The organism is Desulfomicrobium baculatum DSM 4028, from assembly GCF_000023225.1.
In the GTDB taxonomy this organism is placed as follows: domain Bacteria; phylum Desulfobacterota; class Desulfovibrionia; order Desulfovibrionales; family Desulfomicrobiaceae; genus Desulfomicrobium; species Desulfomicrobium baculatum.
Map to the genome: position 1 here is coordinate 1,594,766 of NC_013173.1, position 17,777 is coordinate 1,612,542.

Annotated in this window: 11 protein-coding genes; 4 read left to right on the forward strand and 7 right to left on the reverse strand. The window is 58.2% G+C overall.

Annotated elements, in window-relative coordinates:
- Positions 1 to 8 precede the first annotated feature (8 nt).
- From DBAC_RS07110 to DBAC_RS19790, 7 genes are all read right to left on the reverse strand, one after another.
- Positions 9 to 371 (reverse strand): response regulator, encoded by a 363-nt coding sequence (locus DBAC_RS07110; RefSeq protein ID WP_015773606.1) that lies wholly within the window; start codon positions 369 to 371, stop codon positions 9 to 11.
- Complete coding sequence (locus tag DBAC_RS07115; RefSeq protein WP_015773607.1) at positions 368 to 685, reverse strand: STAS domain-containing protein; 318 nt, start codon at positions 683 to 685, stop codon at positions 368 to 370. The genes DBAC_RS07110 and DBAC_RS07115 overlap by 4 nt, the downstream gene beginning before the upstream one ends.
- 15 nt (positions 686 to 700) lie before the next feature.
- Positions 701 to 2,626: a methyl-accepting chemotaxis protein gene (locus DBAC_RS07120; RefSeq protein WP_015773608.1), complete on the reverse strand. Its 1,926-nt coding sequence runs from the start codon at positions 2,624 to 2,626 to the stop codon at positions 701 to 703.
- A 61-nt stretch (positions 2,627 to 2,687) separates the two neighbouring features.
- Positions 2,688 to 3,173: a chemotaxis protein CheW gene (locus tag DBAC_RS07125; protein WP_015773609.1), complete on the reverse strand. Its 486-nt coding sequence runs from the start codon at positions 3,171 to 3,173 to the stop codon at positions 2,688 to 2,690.
- A gap of 19 nt (positions 3,174 to 3,192) precedes the next feature.
- Positions 3,193 to 5,223: a methyl-accepting chemotaxis protein gene (locus DBAC_RS07130; RefSeq protein ID WP_015773610.1), complete on the reverse strand. Its 2,031-nt coding sequence runs from the start codon at positions 5,221 to 5,223 to the stop codon at positions 3,193 to 3,195.
- Positions 5,224 to 5,380: 157 nt separating this feature from the next.
- Positions 5,381 to 7,339, reverse strand: a complete 1,959-nt coding sequence (locus tag DBAC_RS07135) for a PAS domain S-box protein (RefSeq protein ID WP_015773611.1) — start codon at positions 7,337 to 7,339, stop codon at positions 5,381 to 5,383.
- Positions 7,340 to 7,403: 64 nt separating this feature from the next.
- Positions 7,404 to 7,724 (reverse strand): hypothetical protein, encoded by a 321-nt coding sequence (locus DBAC_RS19790; protein WP_043810619.1) that lies wholly within the window; start codon positions 7,722 to 7,724, stop codon positions 7,404 to 7,406.
- On the opposite strand from DBAC_RS19790, the gene DBAC_RS19795 reads away from it, so the two are divergent.
- Genes DBAC_RS19795 through DBAC_RS17810 form a run of 4 tightly spaced genes read left to right on the forward strand, consistent with a single transcriptional unit; the run spans position 7,702 to position 17,597 of the window.
- The gene (locus DBAC_RS19795) at positions 7,702 to 7,842 is read left to right on the forward strand and encodes a response regulator (RefSeq protein WP_267195245.1); all 141 of its coding nucleotides are present in this window, start codon (positions 7,702 to 7,704) and stop codon (positions 7,840 to 7,842) included. The genes DBAC_RS19790 and DBAC_RS19795 overlap by 23 nt on opposite strands.
- A 23-nt stretch (positions 7,843 to 7,865) precedes the next feature.
- On the forward strand, positions 7,866 to 11,018 hold the full coding sequence (locus DBAC_RS07145; protein ID WP_015773612.1) for a PAS domain S-box protein: 3,153 nt from the start codon (positions 7,866 to 7,868) through the stop codon (positions 11,016 to 11,018).
- 5 nt (positions 11,019 to 11,023) lie between these two features.
- A complete protein-coding gene (locus DBAC_RS17805; RefSeq protein WP_081434380.1) occupies positions 11,024 to 14,317 on the forward strand; it encodes a PAS domain S-box protein in 3,294 nt (1,097 codons plus the stop codon).
- A gap of 40 nt (positions 14,318 to 14,357) precedes the next feature.
- Positions 14,358 to 17,597 carry a PAS domain S-box protein gene (locus DBAC_RS17810; protein WP_015773614.1) on the forward strand — a complete coding sequence of 1,080 codons (3,240 nt, stop codon included), beginning with the start codon at positions 14,358 to 14,360 and terminating at the stop codon, positions 17,595 to 17,597.
- The last annotated feature ends 180 nt before the right edge of the window (positions 17,598 to 17,777 follow it).

Here is a 17,777-nt window from a genome sequence, read left to right on the forward strand (position 1 = left end):
GAGGTGGGTTAGCGCAGCAGTTTCTTGGCCACTGCCAGGAGCTGATCCGGCTTGAACGGTTTGACGATCCAGCCGGTGGCCCCGGCCGCCTTGCCTTCCTCTTTGGTGGAAGCCTGGGATTCCGTGGTCAGCATGATAATGGGCACGAACTTGTACTGAGGCGTAGCGCGCACGGCGCGGATAAGTTCGATGCCATTCATGTTGGGCATATTGAGATCGGTCACGATCATGTCCACCGGCCCGGAGAGTTTGGCCAGGGCGTCCTTGCCGTCGCAGGCCTCGATGACCGCATAGCCGGCGTCTTTGAGGGTCAGGCTGACCATCTGACGGACGCTGGCCGAGTCATCAACCGTCATTATGGTTTTACTCATACGTTTTCCTCTGTACGGCTCGTTATTTCTTTGATGAGCCCGTCCGCCCCAAGGCTCGCCGCATTTTCGAGCAGGTGGGTGGGCAGGTTCACGAAGCTGATTCTTTTGTCCTCATCCTTCAAGAGGGAGCAAAGGATCTGCACAAAAGAGAGGTCCGATTTTTCCGAATCAGCCAAATCAAGGGTAATGGCGCTGGCCTGAGGCAAACGGGCCAGCAGCTCGGCGTGTATATCCCTGGAATGATCGAGGGTGAGATTGCCGGAAAGTTTTATGACCGGGTGTTCCGGGGGGCCCTGGACGGTGCATGAAAACATGAAAGGCTCCTGATTTTAGAAAAGTTCCACGTTGTCGCCGAGATCCTCTTCGGGTTCGGCCTTCTTTTTTGGCGCGTTCGGCTGCCCGTCGAAAAGTTCGACATTGTCGTCGTCAAAAAGCTCCACGTTGTCATCACTGAAGAGCTCGACATTTTCATCGCCGAAAAGTTCGACGTCATTATCGCCGAACAGATCGACCTCGCCATCTTCATGAGCGGTGCCATGGTGCCCAAGTACGGACAAGTGGACCAGCCGTTCGCTGTCCATGGTGTACCTGGAGAGCTGCTCCCGCAATTTCTCGGGCTGTCTGGCCGTGTCGAGCTCTGTAGAGAAGGGGGCGAACGTGTCTTTCAAGACCGTGATTTCTTTTTCCAAGGTCAACAATTGGTCCGATACCAACTCATGGAAATGGATGGAAGATGTCAAGGCGTTGATTTGTGACACAAGCCCTGTGCTAAGCTCCGAGAGGTGTGCGATGTTTGTCCCGAGTTCGGCATCAAGACCGGCCAGATGGTCGAGCACGGTTTCAAAACGGCCTTGGATTCCGCCCACCATTTCGGACACGTCCGAGTCACGGGCCAGGGTGGAGAGGCGTTCGGCCACGGAGGAAATGCGATTCAGGATTTCGGCCACCGTACCGGTGCGGGCGCGGGCGTCCACGGAAAGATTCTGGATTTCCATGGCGATGACCCCGAGGGTGCGGCCCTGGTCTCCGGTGTGGGCGGCTTTGACCCGGGCGTTCAGGGCGATGAGCTCGATTTCGGCCCCGATGTCCTCGATGCCGTGCACGAAGGTGCTGACCGTGGAGATGGTTTCCGCCATGTGCGACATGGTTTTGGATGTCTCCGAGATGTGTCCGCTGGTGGTCCGCATGGCGTTCGTGACATCGCCGATGTGATGCCGAATGGCATCGAGAATGGAAACGCCGCCTTTCCTGTCCGCATAGGCCACGGCGGTGATCTTGCCGTGCAGGTCCTTGATGCCATGTCCGATGGAGATCAAATTGCTGATAAGCTCTTCCACGGCCCCCGAAAACATTTCCTGCGCCTGACGCAGTTGCGGAGCCTGGAGCGTGAGCACGTCCCGCACCCAGGCTCCAAGGCCTGGATCGCCATCATTATTTGCGCTGGTGCGGATTTCCCGAACGGCCTGATCCAGAATTTCCTCGACGTGTTCGACCTGCTGGCGGGTGATATCGTGAAATTGCACCGAGGCGATGACCTGTCCCATGCTCTCGGTCACCTGCCGCGACCCGTGGGCCAGATCCTGAACCAGACCGGCCGAATGGGTGCGCATGGACTCGAGTTCGGAAATGCCGGCAAAGAGTTCCGTGAACATGTCCTCGACAATGCGTTTCTGCGAAGCGATCTGCATTTTGCTGCGCTCGCAGGCGGAGGTCACCTGGTTCATGAGCAGGTGCGAATGCTCGCGGATTTTTTCCGTGTGCTCGTCGATGATCGTGCCCAGCGCCCTGACATCGTCGGCCAGGGTGGTGAACCCGGCACCGGCGCTGCCCAGGCGGGCGCTCTCGATGCGGGTGGTGATTTCGAGCACTTTCAAGGTCTGCACCATATTGAAAAATTGGGCCATGGCTTGGTCCAGGCTGCGAATAAGGCCCAGCACCTCGGACATGCCTTGCAATTGCTCCGTGGACGAGACGGAAGAAAATACGGCTTTTGCCTCGTCGGCCCGGGTCTGCAGTTCGCCGATGGCCGCGTGCAGCGCGCCTTCTCCGACGGAAGACGCCATGGCCGAAGCCGTGGCGGAAAACGTGTTGGCTTTTGAATTGATGCCGAAAATCGTGGACCCAAGTCCGAGAAATTCCTCTTCTCTGTCTTTGATGACACCGGCAAGGCGGGGCAGAAGGATGGGCAGGCTGTTGGCGCATTCCTCCATCACAGAACCCAGTTCGTGGAGAGGATGCGCTTTTTCGTGGGGCATGGACCGGTCCTTGTTCATGATGCGGGCCGGAGTTAATGTCCGGCCCGCGTTGTTTCTTGTGTTACGCTTCCAGTTCTTCGGTGCTGCGCAGAACCTGCAGTTCCTCGGGGGAGAAGACCCTGCCGATGTCGAGGATCATGATGAACTCCTCGTTCTGCTTGCCCATGCCCCGGATGAAGTCAGCCCTGATGGCCGTGCCCATGCGCGGCGGCGGGTTGATCTGGTCGCTGGTCATCTCGAACACTTCGCGTACCGAGTCAACTATCGCGCCCATGTAGCAGTTTTCGCCTTCAACTTCCACATCAACTATTATGATGCATGTATTCACAGTATCCTGGGCCGTTGGCATGTCGAACTTTATGCGCAGGTCGACCACCGGCACGGCATGGCCGCGCAGATTGATGACCCCGCGCATGTAGGCCGGCGTCTTGGGGATGCGGGTCACGGACACGAGCTCGATGACCTCGCGCACGGAACCCGTCTCCAGGGCAAAGACCTCCTCGCCAAGACCGAAGGTCAGGTACTGCAGGGTAGTGTTGTCACTCATGAGTCACCTCGACCTTTGGTTAGAAACGTTCGAATTCATCATCTTCATCGTCGCGTCCCATATCAAGGGCCAAGCCGCTGGCTGATCCCTTGGCGGCCAGGGCCTTGGGAGCCGCCTTGCGGGAGGCCTGCGGCCGTCCGCGATGGGCGGCCTGACGGGTGACGCGGGCCGCTGTCGCGCCCAGATGGAAGAAGGAGATGGAGGACTGCAGCTGCTCGGCCTGGCTGGACAGTTCTTCGGAAGTGGAAGCCATCTCCTCGGAAGCCGAGGCGTTCTGCTGAATGACCTGATCAAGCTGCTGCAAGGCCTTGTTGATCTGTTCGGCACCGGCGTTCTGTTCGTTTGAGGCGGCGGAAATCTCCTGCACCAGCTCTGCCGTGCGCTGGATGTCCGGGACCAGCTTGACCAGCATCTGCCCGGCCTGATCGGCCACGCTCACGGTGGAGGAGGACAGTTCGCTGATCTCGGCCGCGGCCGTGCCGCTGCGTTCGGCCAATTTGCGCACTTCCGCCGCGACCACCGCGAAGCCCTTGCCGTGTTCGCCTGCGCGGGCAGCTTCGATGGCAGCATTGAGGGCCAAGAGGTTGGTCTGGCGGGCGATCTCCTCGACGATGGAGATCTTCTCGGCGATGTTCTTCATGGCGCCCACGGCCTGGACCACTGCCTTGCCGCCGGCTTCGGCGTCAAGGGCGGCCTTGAGGGCGATCTTTTCGGTCTGGGAGGCGTTGTCGGCGTTCTGGCGGATGTTGGAGCCCATCTCTTCCATACTCGACGATACCTCTTCAACAGAGGCGGCCTGCTCGGTCGCGCCCTGGGAGAGCTGTTCGGCCGAAGCGCTCAGTTCCTCGGAACCCGAGGCCACGTTGTCGGAAGCCGACTGCACTTCGGTCACGATCTCGCGCAGCTTGGCGACCATGTCGCGCAGCGCCTGGGCCAGGATGCCGACTTCGTCCTTCTGGTCCACGTCCAGTTTGGCGGTCAGGTCACCCTGAGCCAGCTTGCGGGCAAAATCCACGCCCAGCTGCACCGGGCCGGTGATGCCCTTGGTCAGGAAAATGGCGGTGAGGATGCCGATGATGACGCCGACGCTCAGGCCACCGATCATGACAGTGGAGGCCGAGTTCAGATTGGCGACGGCATCGTCGGCGATCTTTTGCGTGCCTTCAAGTCCGGCTTCCGCGGTGGTCTGAGCGGAAACAAGCACGGCCTCACCGGTCTTGGTGCGCTTGGCGTTGATCTCGCTCAGCTCCTTCCAATGCTCGTTCAGGCTGAGCATGGCATTCTTGTATTGGAGCGCGGCATCGCGGGTTTCCGCAATTCTGTCGAGATCTACGTCCAGGCGCGTGATGGACTTCAATTTATCAAACAGCACATCCATTTTGGGAAAATTGTCCATGGCTGATTCGATAATCTTCGGATCACGCTGTGCTTGAGCGCGCCAGACCTGGATGCGCGTGTCATTGCCCATTTTAATGATTTCGTTGACCAGAGATATTTTTTGAAGCCGCTCGGCCAGTTGATCCGGAGCGGCCCCTGCCGTGATCTCCTGGTTCATGGCCTGATTCTGTCCCGCAAGGAAATCCGCGCAATTTTTCATGTACTGGGCGGCGCCAAGATCCAGATTTTTTCGATCATTGTTCATCACTTGTATAGTGGCCACGGTCTGATCCGCCAAGCTGGCATATTCGGCGACTTCACTTTTTGCCTGGACAATCTGTTCCTTCAGTTTGACAAGGGCCGGAAATGTCTGCGCATGCTTTTCGGCCGTGCTCAGGGCCTGCTGCACGGATGCCAGCTGTTTGCGCCCTTCATCCAAAAAGGAGCTTTCTTCTGTAAAGGAGTAGCCGCGCCAGGCATACATGGTCAGCAAAGACGTGCGTTCAAGTTCGTTGGCCATCCCGACTTCCGGCACATACTCATGGGCCAGCCGGATGGAATCTCCCTCGACGGTTTTCATGTTGAATACGGCCAGACCACCCAAAGCGCATGCGATAAGAATCAGAACTCCGAAACCTCCGCCGATCTTGATCCCCAACTTGATGTTTTTCATTCCCCCCTCCTTGTGAGTGAAACGGCGAAAATTCGCCTGCAGGGCTGCACCACGCTCCGGGTGGATGAACTTGGCCGCCTGGGCCGATGCCAAGGCGGTGAGGCTCTTCCTACGCGGATTTATTGATCAAAAGCCAGAAAAAAATGAAACCGTGAACTCATTGCGAACCGCTCGTAAGCAGTTCGAGAGTCTTTCTGGCTTCGATATCCTCTACAAAAACATCATACTGTAAAAGCTCGCCCCGGGCGTCGCGAACCACGCGGATGGTGCGGGAAGTCCAGATTGTGCTCCCGTCGGCGCGGCGAATGCGGCACTCAAATCCGAAAATTTCGTCCTGCGCTTGGAGCATCTTCCGCAGCCGCTGCCAATCTTCAGCAGAATCAAAAAGCTCGGATACGTCGCGCACGGAATTCATCATCTTGCCGGATGACGCGTAGCCGTAGAGGCGGGCGTAGCTGGGGTTCATGGACACGAACCGGCCACGGGCGTCCACCGTGCACATGCCGATGGGCGCGCCTTCGTAGATGGTGTGATACTTGTTCTCGATTTCGGCCAGGGCCTGCTGAATCTGTCTTTTGGAGGTGATGTCGCGCACGAAGACAATGACGCCGGTGACCAGTCCGCTTTGCGCATCCTTGATCGGATATGCGTTGAATTCGATGGCGCGAGAGGCCGTTGAGGACATGATTTCGAGTATTTCGAATTCATTGCGACCCGTGCGCAGGGTTCTGACCGCCGGACAGCGGGAACAGCACTCGCCCAGACGATGAAAGGCCTGATGGCATTTGCGTCCCACGACGGGCATCTCTTCGGCATACCAGCGGGTCATGGTCTGGTTGGCGTAGCGAACCGTCATGTCCGGTGCGAGCACGCTGATTCCTTCCTCGATGCTGCCGAGCAGATTTTCAAGGAAAGCCTCGTTGGCGAGGATCTGTTCTTCGGCCGCCTTGCGCTCGCTCATGTCGTAGTTCGTGCCGATAATGCGTATCGGTGTCCCAATGCCGCTTTTCTCCATGAGCTTACCCCGTGAGTGGATCCATTTGTAGGAACCGTCACTGCAGCGCAGGCGATATTCAAAATCATAAAAATCCGTTTCCCCGCGAAAATGGGCTGAAAGCATGTTCAAGGTCGGAACGCGGTCATCGTGGTGGAGCAGGGCTTCCCATTGCGTGATGGTCGGTTCAAGGTCCCCATCCTTGTAGCCAAGCATCGTGTACCACGAAGGCGAGCACTGCATTCTTCCGGAAGGGACATCATAATCCCACACTGCTTCCTGCGCCCCCTCCAGGGCGAATTTCCAGCGCTGCTCGCTGGCCTCCAGGGCCTGCTTGGCATGCATGAGCTCCGTAACCTCGAACTGCATGTGGACGATCTGGGTCACGTTGTCATGAGTATCGAGCACCGGGGCGCTGCGAACGAGCCAATGCTTGCCGTCCGGGGACCTGTAGGTTCCGTTTTGCACTGTGCGGGTCTTCATGGCCCGCCAGGCGGTGCTGAAAGCTCCCGATTCGGATTCGCTTGAACCGTTTTGGCTTGCCGGCTCACTCTTCTTCAAATCGTGGTGATCCAGAAAATTCGCAGGGCTTTCGGTAACCGGGGAATTTGACCACAGAATGCGAAACTGGGAATCCAGCAGCGTCACCGACACGTCCTGCAGATTTTCCAGAATGGTGCGCTGCACCCGCTGCTGCTCGCGCAGTTGCGACTCAAGAACCTGGCGCTCCCGTATTTCGTCGCGCAGCAGGCGGGTCAGCTCTTCGAGTTCGTTTTTGCGCAGATCCTTGCGCAGGGCCGGAGCATCGGGCATGCTTGCGTTCTGCTTTTCAAGTGCTTCCACGCTGCCGAGAAAAAGCAGGGGATTTGAACGGATGAGTCCGGTGATACGATCGGACAATTTCCCGGACAGAGCCATGAGCAGATCCGGATCTTCTCCCAGAAGCCTGGCCAGGGCGTGGATGCGCTCTTCCGTCAGGGGCGCGTTCTCACCGCGTTCCAGCTTGCTCAAGTAGGAATGATGGATGCCGATACGCTTGGCCACGCTCCGGATTGAATATCCGGAATGTTTGGCGGCGAGTGCTTTTCTGCGCTCGGTGAGATAACTTCCTAGTGCGCTCATGTGTCTATGATATGGTAGTCAGTTTTTCTTGGGCAAGCATTTATTTGTCGGACGCGCAAATTATTTATTTGAGGCGTATTGCGGCCATGAAGGCCGCGTTTGGGCCGTTGTTGGCAAGCCGTTTGTCGGACAAGGGGTAAATACTCACAAAAACAGTGATTTCTGGCTCAAATGCATGACGGCGGCCCGCAGCCTGCACCGGCATCCATGGCGATAGCGCTTTCGGCAGGTTTTCAAAAAAACATGTTGACCACAAAACATTGGCTATTTCATACTCGCCAACAGGGCCAGCTGAATGAGTAAAGGCGACCCGGCGCATCCGGGCGGAGCAGTCCCTCTGCGGCAAAGCCCGGATTCCCATCATCGCCGTGACCGCTTTCGCCATGAGCGGAGACAGGGAGCGGTTCCTGGACGCGGGCATGGACGACTACATCCCCAAACCCGTGAACATGAATACCCTGGTCGAAGCCATGGACAGGGTGGTGGAATTCAACAGGATGTGAATACAAACTTTTTGGGGGATGGAATGAAGAGTTTACGTTTGACCGACAGCGCAATCCCGCAGGTGGTGCGGTGCGGTGCGCGGCAGTTCCTCCCCCTCTTGCTGCTCTGTCTGTTTCCGCTCTCTGCCTTGGCAGAAGGGGAGCGGGTGCTTTTTATCAGTTCCTATCATCCAGGTTTTCCGACCTTTTTTCAACAAACCGAGGGGCTGCGTACGGAATTGGAACCGGCGGGCATCACCCTTGACGTCGAATTCATGGACACCAAGCGTTTTTCCGGAACCGAGTATGAGGCGCTCTTTTTGGAACATCTGCGCTTTAAGCTGAAAAAAGTCCCTGCCTACGACGCTTTCGTCGTTGCCGATGACGCTGCATTGCATTTCGCCTTGGATAACCGTCAGGAGCTCTTCGCAGGGAGACCCGTGATTTTTTGCGGCGTCAACAATCAGGACCTGGCCCACGCATTGAGCGGTACTCCAGGCATCACCGGCGTCATCGAATCCATTTCAATACGTGAGACTCTTGAAGCCATGTGGCGCTTGAGGCCCGGGTTGAAAACGGTCTACGCGCTGGTCGACGGGGAGCCTGGCGGTCAGGGCGACCTGCGCACCTATCTGGCGCAGCGTGAGTTTTTTTCCGAAAAAAGCCTCCAGGTTCTGGGCCTTGACACCATGACCTGGAACGAACTTAGGGACAGACTTTCCGCTCTGCGGCAGGATGAAGCCGTCCTGCTGCTTTCCGCATATCGTGACCGTGACCTTATAACCAGGTCCTTTGAAGATGCTTTGAAATTCATTCTGGCTCACACGCGCGTGCCGGTGCTGCATCTCTGGGAACATGGTCTAGGCCAGGGAATCTTCGGAGGCAGGATCATCTCGCACACGGAGCAAGGGCGCATCGCTGGCCAGTTGACCCTGAAAATACTGGCGGGAACGCCTGCTCATTCAATACCTGTGGTCGAAGGCAGCGAGGCCAACCGTTATGTTTTTGACCATGCGGTCCTGACCCGCTTCGGCATCAAGGAATTCCAGCTGCCTTCGAGCAGCGAAGTCCGGGGCAAGCCTTTCTCCATCCTTTCCCAATACGGTACGGAAATTTTTGTCGCGGTCGTGTTCCTGGTTACGCTGATAGCCCTTGTAGTGACCCTGATCAGTCACATATATCGATTGCGCAGGGCACAGGTTCAGATCACGGACAGCGAGAAACGCTACAAAGCCCTCTTCGATGCCAACTCCGATGGAATTCTGGCCGCCGACAGCGTGACTCGACGTTTTGTTTTCGCCAACCCCGCCGTGTGCCGAATGTTCGGCTACTCCGAAGAGGAGTTTCGCGGGTTGAAAGTAGACGATATCCATCCGCAGGAAAATCTTGAAGAGGTTCTTGGCAATTTCAACGCCCAGGCCCTCGGGCAAACAGACGTTGCGGAGGCGCTGCCCTGCCTGCACCGGGATGGGAGTGTTTTCACGGCCGACATCCGCAGTTTTTTGCTCAAGATCAATGGAACGTCCTGCGCCGTGGGCCTTTTCCGGGACGTGACCGAGCGCAGCCAGATCCTTGATGCCTTGCGTCAGACTCAGGAGCGTCTGGCACTGGCCATCGCCGGCAGCAATGACGGCATCTGGGATTGGGACCGGGTTGCCGACCAGGTCTATTTTTCCCCGCGCTGGAAGGAGATCATCGGCTACGAGGATCACGAACTGCGCAACGACCTGGAGGAATGGCGAAGCAGGATTCATCCCGAGGACAGGGAGCGGGTGCTGGCCGTGAACAACCAGTTTTTCAGCAGCGATGCGTCCCACTTCGTCATTGAATACAGGCTGCGCCACAAGGACGGAACCTACCGCTGGATCATGGGGCGAGGCACCTGCCTGCGCGACGATGAAGGCGTGCCATGCCGCATGGCCGGTTCGCACGCGGACATCACCGAACGCAAGGCCATGGAACTCGAACTTGTGGGCGTACGCGACGCTGCCCTGGCTGCAAGCGTCGCCAAGAGCGCCTTTCTGGCCAACATGAGCCACGAGATCCGCACGCCGTTGAACGGGATAATGGGCATGCTGCAGTTGCTTGACTCCTCATCCCTGACCGAAGAGCAAAAAAACTACGTGCGCATGGCCGATGTTTCGGGCCGGCGTCTGACAGCACTTTTGTCAGACATTCTGGACATCTCCCGGATCGAAGCTGGTAAGTTGTTGTTGACGGAACGCGCTTTTGACCTTGAAGAGATGCGGACTTCCATTATAACTCTTTTTTCAATCCCCGCGCAGGAGAAAGGCATAAGCCTTGTCGTTGAGCTGGCTCCTGATCTTCCTCCAAGGTTGATCGGGGATGATCTGCGGCTGCGGCAGATTCTTTTCAACCTGGTTGGAAACGCAGTCAAATTTACCAATGAAGGTTTCGTGCAAACGCAGATAAGTTTGCTGTCCAGCCAGGCCGACAACGGATGCCGACTTCTGTTTTCTGTCCAAGACAGCGGTGAGGGCATCAGCGACACGCTCTTGCCCGCCATTTTCGAGCCTTTCGTGCAGGGCGAGGGGTCCTATGTGCGCTACCACCAGGGGGCGGGACTTGGCCTGGCCATTGTCGGACGTCTCATGCGCATGATGGGCGGGTCGCTGGCCATCGACAGTTCGGACAGCGGCACGACGATATGTTTTTCCCTGAACTTCAGGATCCCGGAAGCACCGGCAAAAACAATCGTCGAATGCGAACATTCTGAAAAGACAGGGCACGGGAATCTGCGTATTCTGCTCGCTGAGGACGATCCGGTGAACATGTTCGCCGCGCGGCGCATTCTGGGCAAGGCGGGACATGCGGTCACCCCGGCCACGAACGGTGGGCAGGCTGTCGAATTGCTGCGGGAGTCGGAGTTTGACCTTATCCTCATGGATGTGCAGATGCCGGTCATGGACGGTTTGGAAGCCACGGCAATGATTCGTGGCGATGCAACCCTGGGTGAAAAATCCCGCATCCCCATCGTGGCCATGACCGCCTACGCCATGAGCGGCGACCGGGAGAAATTCCTGGCCGGAAGCATGGATGGCTATATCGCCAAGCCTCTGAGTTGCGAGACTCTTTACGAAATCATTTCCAATGTCATTGCCCGAAAAAATATCGAACCGGAGCCATGTGCACGAGGTGTTTCGAACGAAAAAGGCACCCTGGAATCTAATCCTTAGGAAGCATGATGCCCACACGAGAAAACGACCTGAAGACTAATCCCGAGCAGGGACAGGCATCTGAAGATCTACTGCGTGAGCTTGAATCGCTGCGCCGCAGGGTGACCGAACTTGAAGACATTACCTGCGCGGCAGCACTGGCCGAGGAGACCCTGGCTCACCAGGACGCGCTCATGCAGGCCATGCTGCGCAATCTGCCCCTGGATTTCTGGGCTCGAGATTTGAACGAAAACATCATCATACAGAGCGACGCATCCGTGCGCCTGTGGGGCGATCTGTCCACCACCAGGGTCGACGACGCCGACGTTTCGGAGGAGATCCGCAGCACCTGGCGCTCGGTCAACGAACGCGTCTATGCGGGGGAGGTCCTTACGGGCGAAAAGGAATACGTCCTGCCAAACGGCGAAAAACGCATTTTTCGCGACATCGTCGCCCCCATTCGCAAAGGCGACGAAACCCTGGGCATCCTCGGCACCAACATCGACATCACGGAGCATGTGCACAGCATCCTCGCCCTGCATAAGAGCGAGGCCCACCTGGCCTCCCTGCTCAATTCCATCGACGAGTCCGCGGCGCTGCTCGAACCGGACGGCAAGGTCATCACCGTCAACAAGACCTTTGCCGCCCGGGTGGGCAGGACCGTCGAGGAATGCCTGGGCCAGTCCATCTATGATTTCATTCCCCCTGAAGCCGCGCAGACCCGAAAACGCATGGTCGAAGACCTGGTGCGCAACGCCCGGCCCGTGGCCTTCGAGGACGAACGCCATGGCCGCTGGATGCGCCACAGCCTGAGCCCGGTGCTCGGCTCCGACGGCACGGTGGCGGCGGTGGCGATTTTCGCCATGGACCTGACCGAGCGCAGGCGCCGTGAAGCCCTCCTGCTCGCCCGCCAACGGCTCGGCGAATACGCCATCAACCATTCCCTCAAAGATCTCTTGCGCAAGGCCCTGGACGAGGCCGAAACCGTGACCGGCAGCACGCTGAGCTTCCTGCATTTCCTTGACGAGAAGCAGCGGACCATGACCATGCAGGCCTGGTCCACCAGGACGCTGCGCACCGGCTTCATGGTCCCGGAGAAAAACCTGCCCTATGACCTGGGGCAATCCGGGGTCTGGGCGGATTGCGTGCGCCTGCGCCGTGCAGTGGTCCACAACGACTACGCCGCCCTGGGACACAAGAAGGGGATGCCTTCCGGCCATCCGCCGCTGGTCCGCATGATGCTTTTGCCGGTCTTCCGCGTCGAAAGAATCGTGGCCATCGTGGCAATGGGCAACAAGGCGTCGGACTACACCGACGAGGACGTGCAGGCCTTGACCGAGCTTGGCACCCTGCTGTGGGATATTCTGGAACACAAGCGCGCCCAGGAGGAACTGGGCAAGAGCGAAGCCCTCCTCAACATGACCCAGCGCCTGAGCCGCATTGGCGGCTGGCAGTGGGATGTGACGCAGGGCGTCATGACCTGGACCCGGGAGCTTTATCGCCTGCACGGCTTTGCACCCGACCAGTTCGAGCCGGGTTCGCCGGAGCATATCAGAAGCAGCCAGGCCTGTTACGAGCCCGAGGACCGGGAACTCATCCGCCAAGCATTCGAGAACTGCGTGACTCATGGCCTTCCCTATGACCTGGAGTTGACGTTCACCCCGGTCGGCGGAGAGCGGATACGGATCCGCACCAGCGGGGAGGCGATGTGGGAGAACGGGCGCGTGTCCAAGGTGCTCGGCACCTTTCAGGACATCACGGAAAAGAGGGCTCTCGAACAACGCTACGAAGCCCTGTTCCAGCACATGCTGGACGGGTTCGCCCTGCACGAGATCATTTGCGACGCCTCAGGCCGGCCCGTTGATTACCGTTTTCTGGAGGTCAATCCGGCCTTCGAACGGCACACCGGACTTGCAGGCAAGGACATTAAGGGCAGGACGGTGCGCGAAGTCCTGCCCCTGGTCGAACAGGTCTGGATCGACACTTACGGGAAGGTGGCCCTGACGGGAGAACCTGTATTTTTCGAGGAATATGCCTCGGCCCAGGACAAATTCTTCCAGGTCAGCGCGTTTCGCCCAACACCCATGCGCTTCGCCTGCATTTTCACGGACATAACCGACCGCAAACGCTACGAGCGGGACCTTCGTCAGGCCAAGGACGCCGCCGAGGCCGCCAATGTGGCCAAGTCGGAATTTCTGGCCAACATGAGTCACGAAATCCGCACCCCTTTAAACGGGATCATGGGCATCCTGCATTTGTTCGAGTCCCAGGACCTTCCTGGCGAACAGAAAAAACTTCTCGAATTGGCCAACACCTCGGCCGGACGGCTGAACGGCTTGCTCTCGGACATCCTTGATCTGGCCAGGATCGAATCCGGTAAACTGGCCATCCAGTCCGCGCCCTTCGCCCCCCGCGAATTGCGGGCTTCGACCCTGGGACTTTTCACCCTGGCCGCCCAGGGTAAAAACCTGAGCCTCGAATTCATCCTCGACGACACCCTGCCGTCCATGCTGGAGGGAGACGAATCCCGGCTGCGCCAAGTGCTCTTCAACCTGGTGGGCAACTCTCTTAAATTCACCCGCGCCGGTTTCGTGAGGGTAGAGGTCGGCCCGTTGCCGGGCGGGGCATCGCCCAGGATTCTCTTTTGCGTCACCGATTCCGGGCCCGGAATTTCCGATCACCAACTTAAAGATATTTTCACCCCGTTTGTGCAGGGCGAGGATTCCTATGTCCGCCGGCATCAGGGCGCGGGTTTGGGGCTCGCCATCGTCAAACGCATCGTTGGGCTGATGGACGGATGCCTGTGCGTTGACAGCTCCGCAAACGGGACCACGATCTGTTTCTCCCTGCCTATGTCCGCTTCCACCGCCGCACAGACCGCCAGTCATGACCCGGCCCCCATCAAGGGCAAAGCAGACAGCGATTTGGCAGGGCTGCGCATTCTCCTTGTCGAAGACGATTCCGTGAGCATGTTCGCGGCCCGTCGTGTCCTGGAAAAGGCCGGACACACCGTCAGCATGGCCACGGACGGCAGCGAGGTGCTGCCGCTGTTGCGGGCACATGATTTCGATGTGATCCTCATGGACGTGCAGTTGCCGGTCATGGACGGGCTACAGGCCACTGCCGGAATCCGCTCCGAAACGTCCCTGGGGGACAAATCCCGCATCCCCATTGTGGCCATGACGGCATACGCCATGAGTGGAGACCGGGAGAAGTTCCTGGCCGCCGGAATGGATGACTACATCGCCAAACCCGTCAGCGCACCCGAATTGCTGGACGTGCTGCGCAGGACGGGAATCCGTTTTCCGGAGAAATCATGAATCGACATTGTCTTGAATTTATTTCGGGAATAAACCAGCCATGACCAAAACCATGCCCCTGAAAAATAACGGTGACCTGCGTTTTGAAGATTTCTTCGATCTGCGGGAGGTCCAGATTATTCAGGACAGTTTTGCCATGGCTACGGGCGTCGCATCTCTGATCACTTCTCCCGAAGGGCTTCCATTAACCAGGCCAAGCAATTTTACCCGGCTCTGCAGTCAGGTCATCCGCGGATCCAGAGCGGGAAACGAGAACTGCATGCGCTCCGACGCCCTGCTTGGTGCGTACAACCCAAGCGGCCCGAACGTAAGCCGCTGCATGAGCGGCGGGTTGTGGGATGCAGGCGTGAGCATCACCGTGGGCGGCAGGCATGTCGCCAACTGGCTCATCGGGCAGGTGCGCTCCAGCCTCGCAGACGAGGAGGCCATGCTCGGCTATGCGAAAACCATCGGCGCCGACCCGCAGGAATACCGCGAGGCCATGAAAGAGGTGCCTTTCATGGAAGAGGCGCAGTTCCGCCGCGTGGCTGATGCCCTTTTCGTCATCGCCAACTCCCTGTCCGAAAAAGCCTATCAGCAAACCATGCTGCTGGAGGAAAAAAGGGAGCGGCAGAAAATGGACGCCATGCGCGAGATGCTCATGGATCGAAGCCTCGACGCCATTGTCGTCGTCGACCAGAACCATCGCATCATCGAAGCCAACAGGCGCTTTGCGGACATGCTCGGCTACACTCCCGCCGAGGTGCTGGGTTTGCGCACCTGGGACTACGAAGCGAACATGACCGAAGGCATGATCAAAGAGCTGTTTTCCGATTTTTCGCAAGTCAATTCGGTTTTCGAGACCAGGCATCGCAGAAAGGACGGGTCGATCTTCGATGTGGAGGTGACTACGGCCGGGGCCAGCATAGACGGCCGGTCCTGCGTCCTGGCCTTCAGCCGGGACATTACCACGCGCAAGGAAGCCGAGCGGCAGCTGCGCCAGAGCGAAAAGCATTTCCGGGCGCTTTTCGAACTGAGCCGGGACGGGTTCATCCTGGCCGACGCGGAAGGACGCTTTCTGGATGCCAACAAGGCATACTGCGACATGACGGGCTATTCGCTGCCGGAGCTACGCGCCCTGGGCGATTTCTACGCGCTCACACCCGAGAAATGGCATGACTGGCAGCGGGACGAGATCTGGACGAGGCTGTTCAAATCCGGCGACACGGGAGTGTACCGGAAAGAATACATCCACAAGGACGGGCACGTGTTCCCGGTGGAACTGCGGGATTTCGCGGTCCATGACGACCACGGCGTCGTCAGGTACGCCTGGGGCATCGTGCGGGACATTTCCGAACGCGTACGGACCGAGGAGCGGATGCGCTCCCTCATGCAGATGGTCGAGCAGAGTCCGGCCTGTATCGTCATGACCGACCCGCAAGGCAACATCGAATACGTCAATCCCAAATTCACGGAGCTTTCGGGATATTCCTTCGACGAAGCCCGGGGACAGAATCCCCGCATTCTCGGTTCGGGCTACAAATCGCGCGAAGAGTATCAGGATCTCTGGCGCACGATCGAATCCGGCCGGCAGTGGCGGGGCGAGTTTCGCAACCGCCACAAGGACGGCAGCCTGTACTGGGAATCCGCCCTCATCGCGCCCATCCTCGACCCTGATGGGCGGACCACCCATTATGTAGCCATCAAGGAGGACATCACCAAACGCCGCCACACGGAAGAGGAGCTGCGCAAGCGCGACATCAACTTCAAGAAGATCGTCGACATCCTGCCGCAACTGGTCTCGTATATTGATAAGGATCTGCGCTACCGCTTTGTCAACGCCACGTATTCCAGTTTTTTCTCGCCCGGGAACCTTATCGGCAACACCGTCGCGGAGGTCATCGGCGAAAAGGCTTTCGAGGCCACACGGGGGCATATCGAACAGGTTTTTCAGGGCAAGACCGTGCATTACGGGGCCACTTTGACGTATCCGGAAATGGGCGAACGCTTTGTCGATGTCTATCTCATTCCCGATTATTCGAGTCATGGTGTCGTGGATGGCTATTACGCGATTCTGAACGACCTGACCCATTTGAAGAGAATCGAGGATTCCCTGCGCCTGGCCAAGGACGAGGCGGAGGCCGCGAACAAGCTCAAGTCCGAATTTCTGGCCAACATGAGCCACGAAATCCGCACGCCATTGAACGGCATCCTCGGCATGCTGCAGCTCATGCAGGGCTCGAACCTGGACGCGGAGCAACAAGAATGCCTGCACACGGCCATCAAATCATCGGAACGCCTGACCCGCCTCCTGAGCGACATTCTCGACATTTCAAAGATCGAGGCGGACAGACTGATTTTCCGGGAGCATGCCTTCGACATCATGGATGTCGAAAAGGCGCTCACGGAATTGTTCGGCCAGGCAGTAAAGGAAGCAGGCATCGCCTACGACTTCAGAGTGGACCCCGGCCTGCCGAAACAGGTCCTGGGCGACGAGGCGCGGCTGGTGCAGATACTTTTCAATCTGGTCGGCAACTCCCTCAAATTCGCTGACAAAGGCTACGTAAGCGTCGATATCACGCCCCTTCCGTTCACGGCGGGCGCGCCGCTGCGACTGCTTTTTTGCGTCACCGACTCGGGCCTTGGCATGTCGGAGCAAACCCAGCGCGACATCTTCGAACCTTTCATCCAAAGCGACGGCTCCTACACCAGACGCCATCAGGGAGTGGGGCTGGGGCTGACCATCGTGCGCAAACTCGTGCAACGCATGGGCGGTAGCCTCTGTCTGGATTCAGTCTCCGGGCAGGGCACGGCGGTGTATGTTTCCCTGCCGTTTGGGCTGCCGCCTGATCGCAGCGGGGAAGATCCCACATCCTGCGGACACTGCGATGGAGTGCCGGGCCTGCGCCTGCTCATGGTCGAGGACGATGCGGTCAATCTGCTTTGCGGACAGCGCCTGCTGGAAAAATCAGGGTATGTGGTCACAACGGCCCGTGATGGCCAGGAGGCCCTTGAAGTACTCATGGTCCATGATTTCGATCTGGTGCTGATGGACATTCAGATGCCGGTACTGGACGGAATCCAGACCACCCGGGCCATCCGCCATGCCGCGCCATTCGCGCACGTATCAACGATCCCCATTATCGCCCTGACCGCTCACGCCATGGCCGGGGATCAGGAAAAATTTCTGGCTGCGGAAATGGATGGATACCTGAGCAAACCTTTTGACATTTGTAAAATCAACCAGGAGATCGCCAGGGTCGTGTCCCTGCCCCGCAGGGGAGCGCGCCAGGCGGATTGACGAGGACAATATTTTGAGAAAAGGCGTCGGCCTGCTCCGTGAAACAGAGCCGGGCCGGAGGAAAAAAAGCCAGCCATGAAAATATAACACCATGAGGCCACCGCAAAAAATCGCGAAAGAGTCTGAATGTCATTCCCGCAAGCGCGTGCCCGGCAGGGCCATGACGGACAATGAGACGAA

Coding starts and splice junctions, on each gene's coding strand:
- DBAC_RS07110 (WP_015773606.1), bottom strand. CDS start 371: ATGAGTAAAACCATAATGACGGTTGATGACTCGGCCAGCGTCCGTCAG.
- DBAC_RS07115 (WP_015773607.1), bottom strand. CDS start 685: ATGTTTTCATGCACCGTCCAGGGCCCCCCGGAACACCCGGTCATAAAA.
- DBAC_RS07120 (WP_015773608.1), bottom strand. CDS start 2,626: ATGCCCCACGAAAAAGCGCATCCTCTCCACGAACTGGGTTCTGTGATG.
- DBAC_RS07125 (WP_015773609.1), bottom strand. CDS start 3,173: ATGAGTGACAACACTACCCTGCAGTACCTGACCTTCGGTCTTGGCGAG.
- DBAC_RS07130 (WP_015773610.1), bottom strand. CDS start 5,223: ATGAAAAACATCAAGTTGGGGATCAAGATCGGCGGAGGTTTCGGAGTT.
- DBAC_RS07135 (WP_015773611.1), bottom strand. CDS start 7,339: ATGAGCGCACTAGGAAGTTATCTCACCGAGCGCAGAAAAGCACTCGCC.
- DBAC_RS19790 (WP_043810619.1), bottom strand. CDS start 7,724: ATGGCGAAAGCGGTCACGGCGATGATGGGAATCCGGGCTTTGCCGCAG.
- DBAC_RS07145 (WP_015773612.1), top strand. CDS start 7,866: ATGAAGAGTTTACGTTTGACCGACAGCGCAATCCCGCAGGTGGTGCGG.
- DBAC_RS17805 (WP_081434380.1), top strand. CDS start 11,024: ATGATGCCCACACGAGAAAACGACCTGAAGACTAATCCCGAGCAGGGA.
- DBAC_RS17810 (WP_015773614.1), top strand. CDS start 14,358: ATGACCAAAACCATGCCCCTGAAAAATAACGGTGACCTGCGTTTTGAA.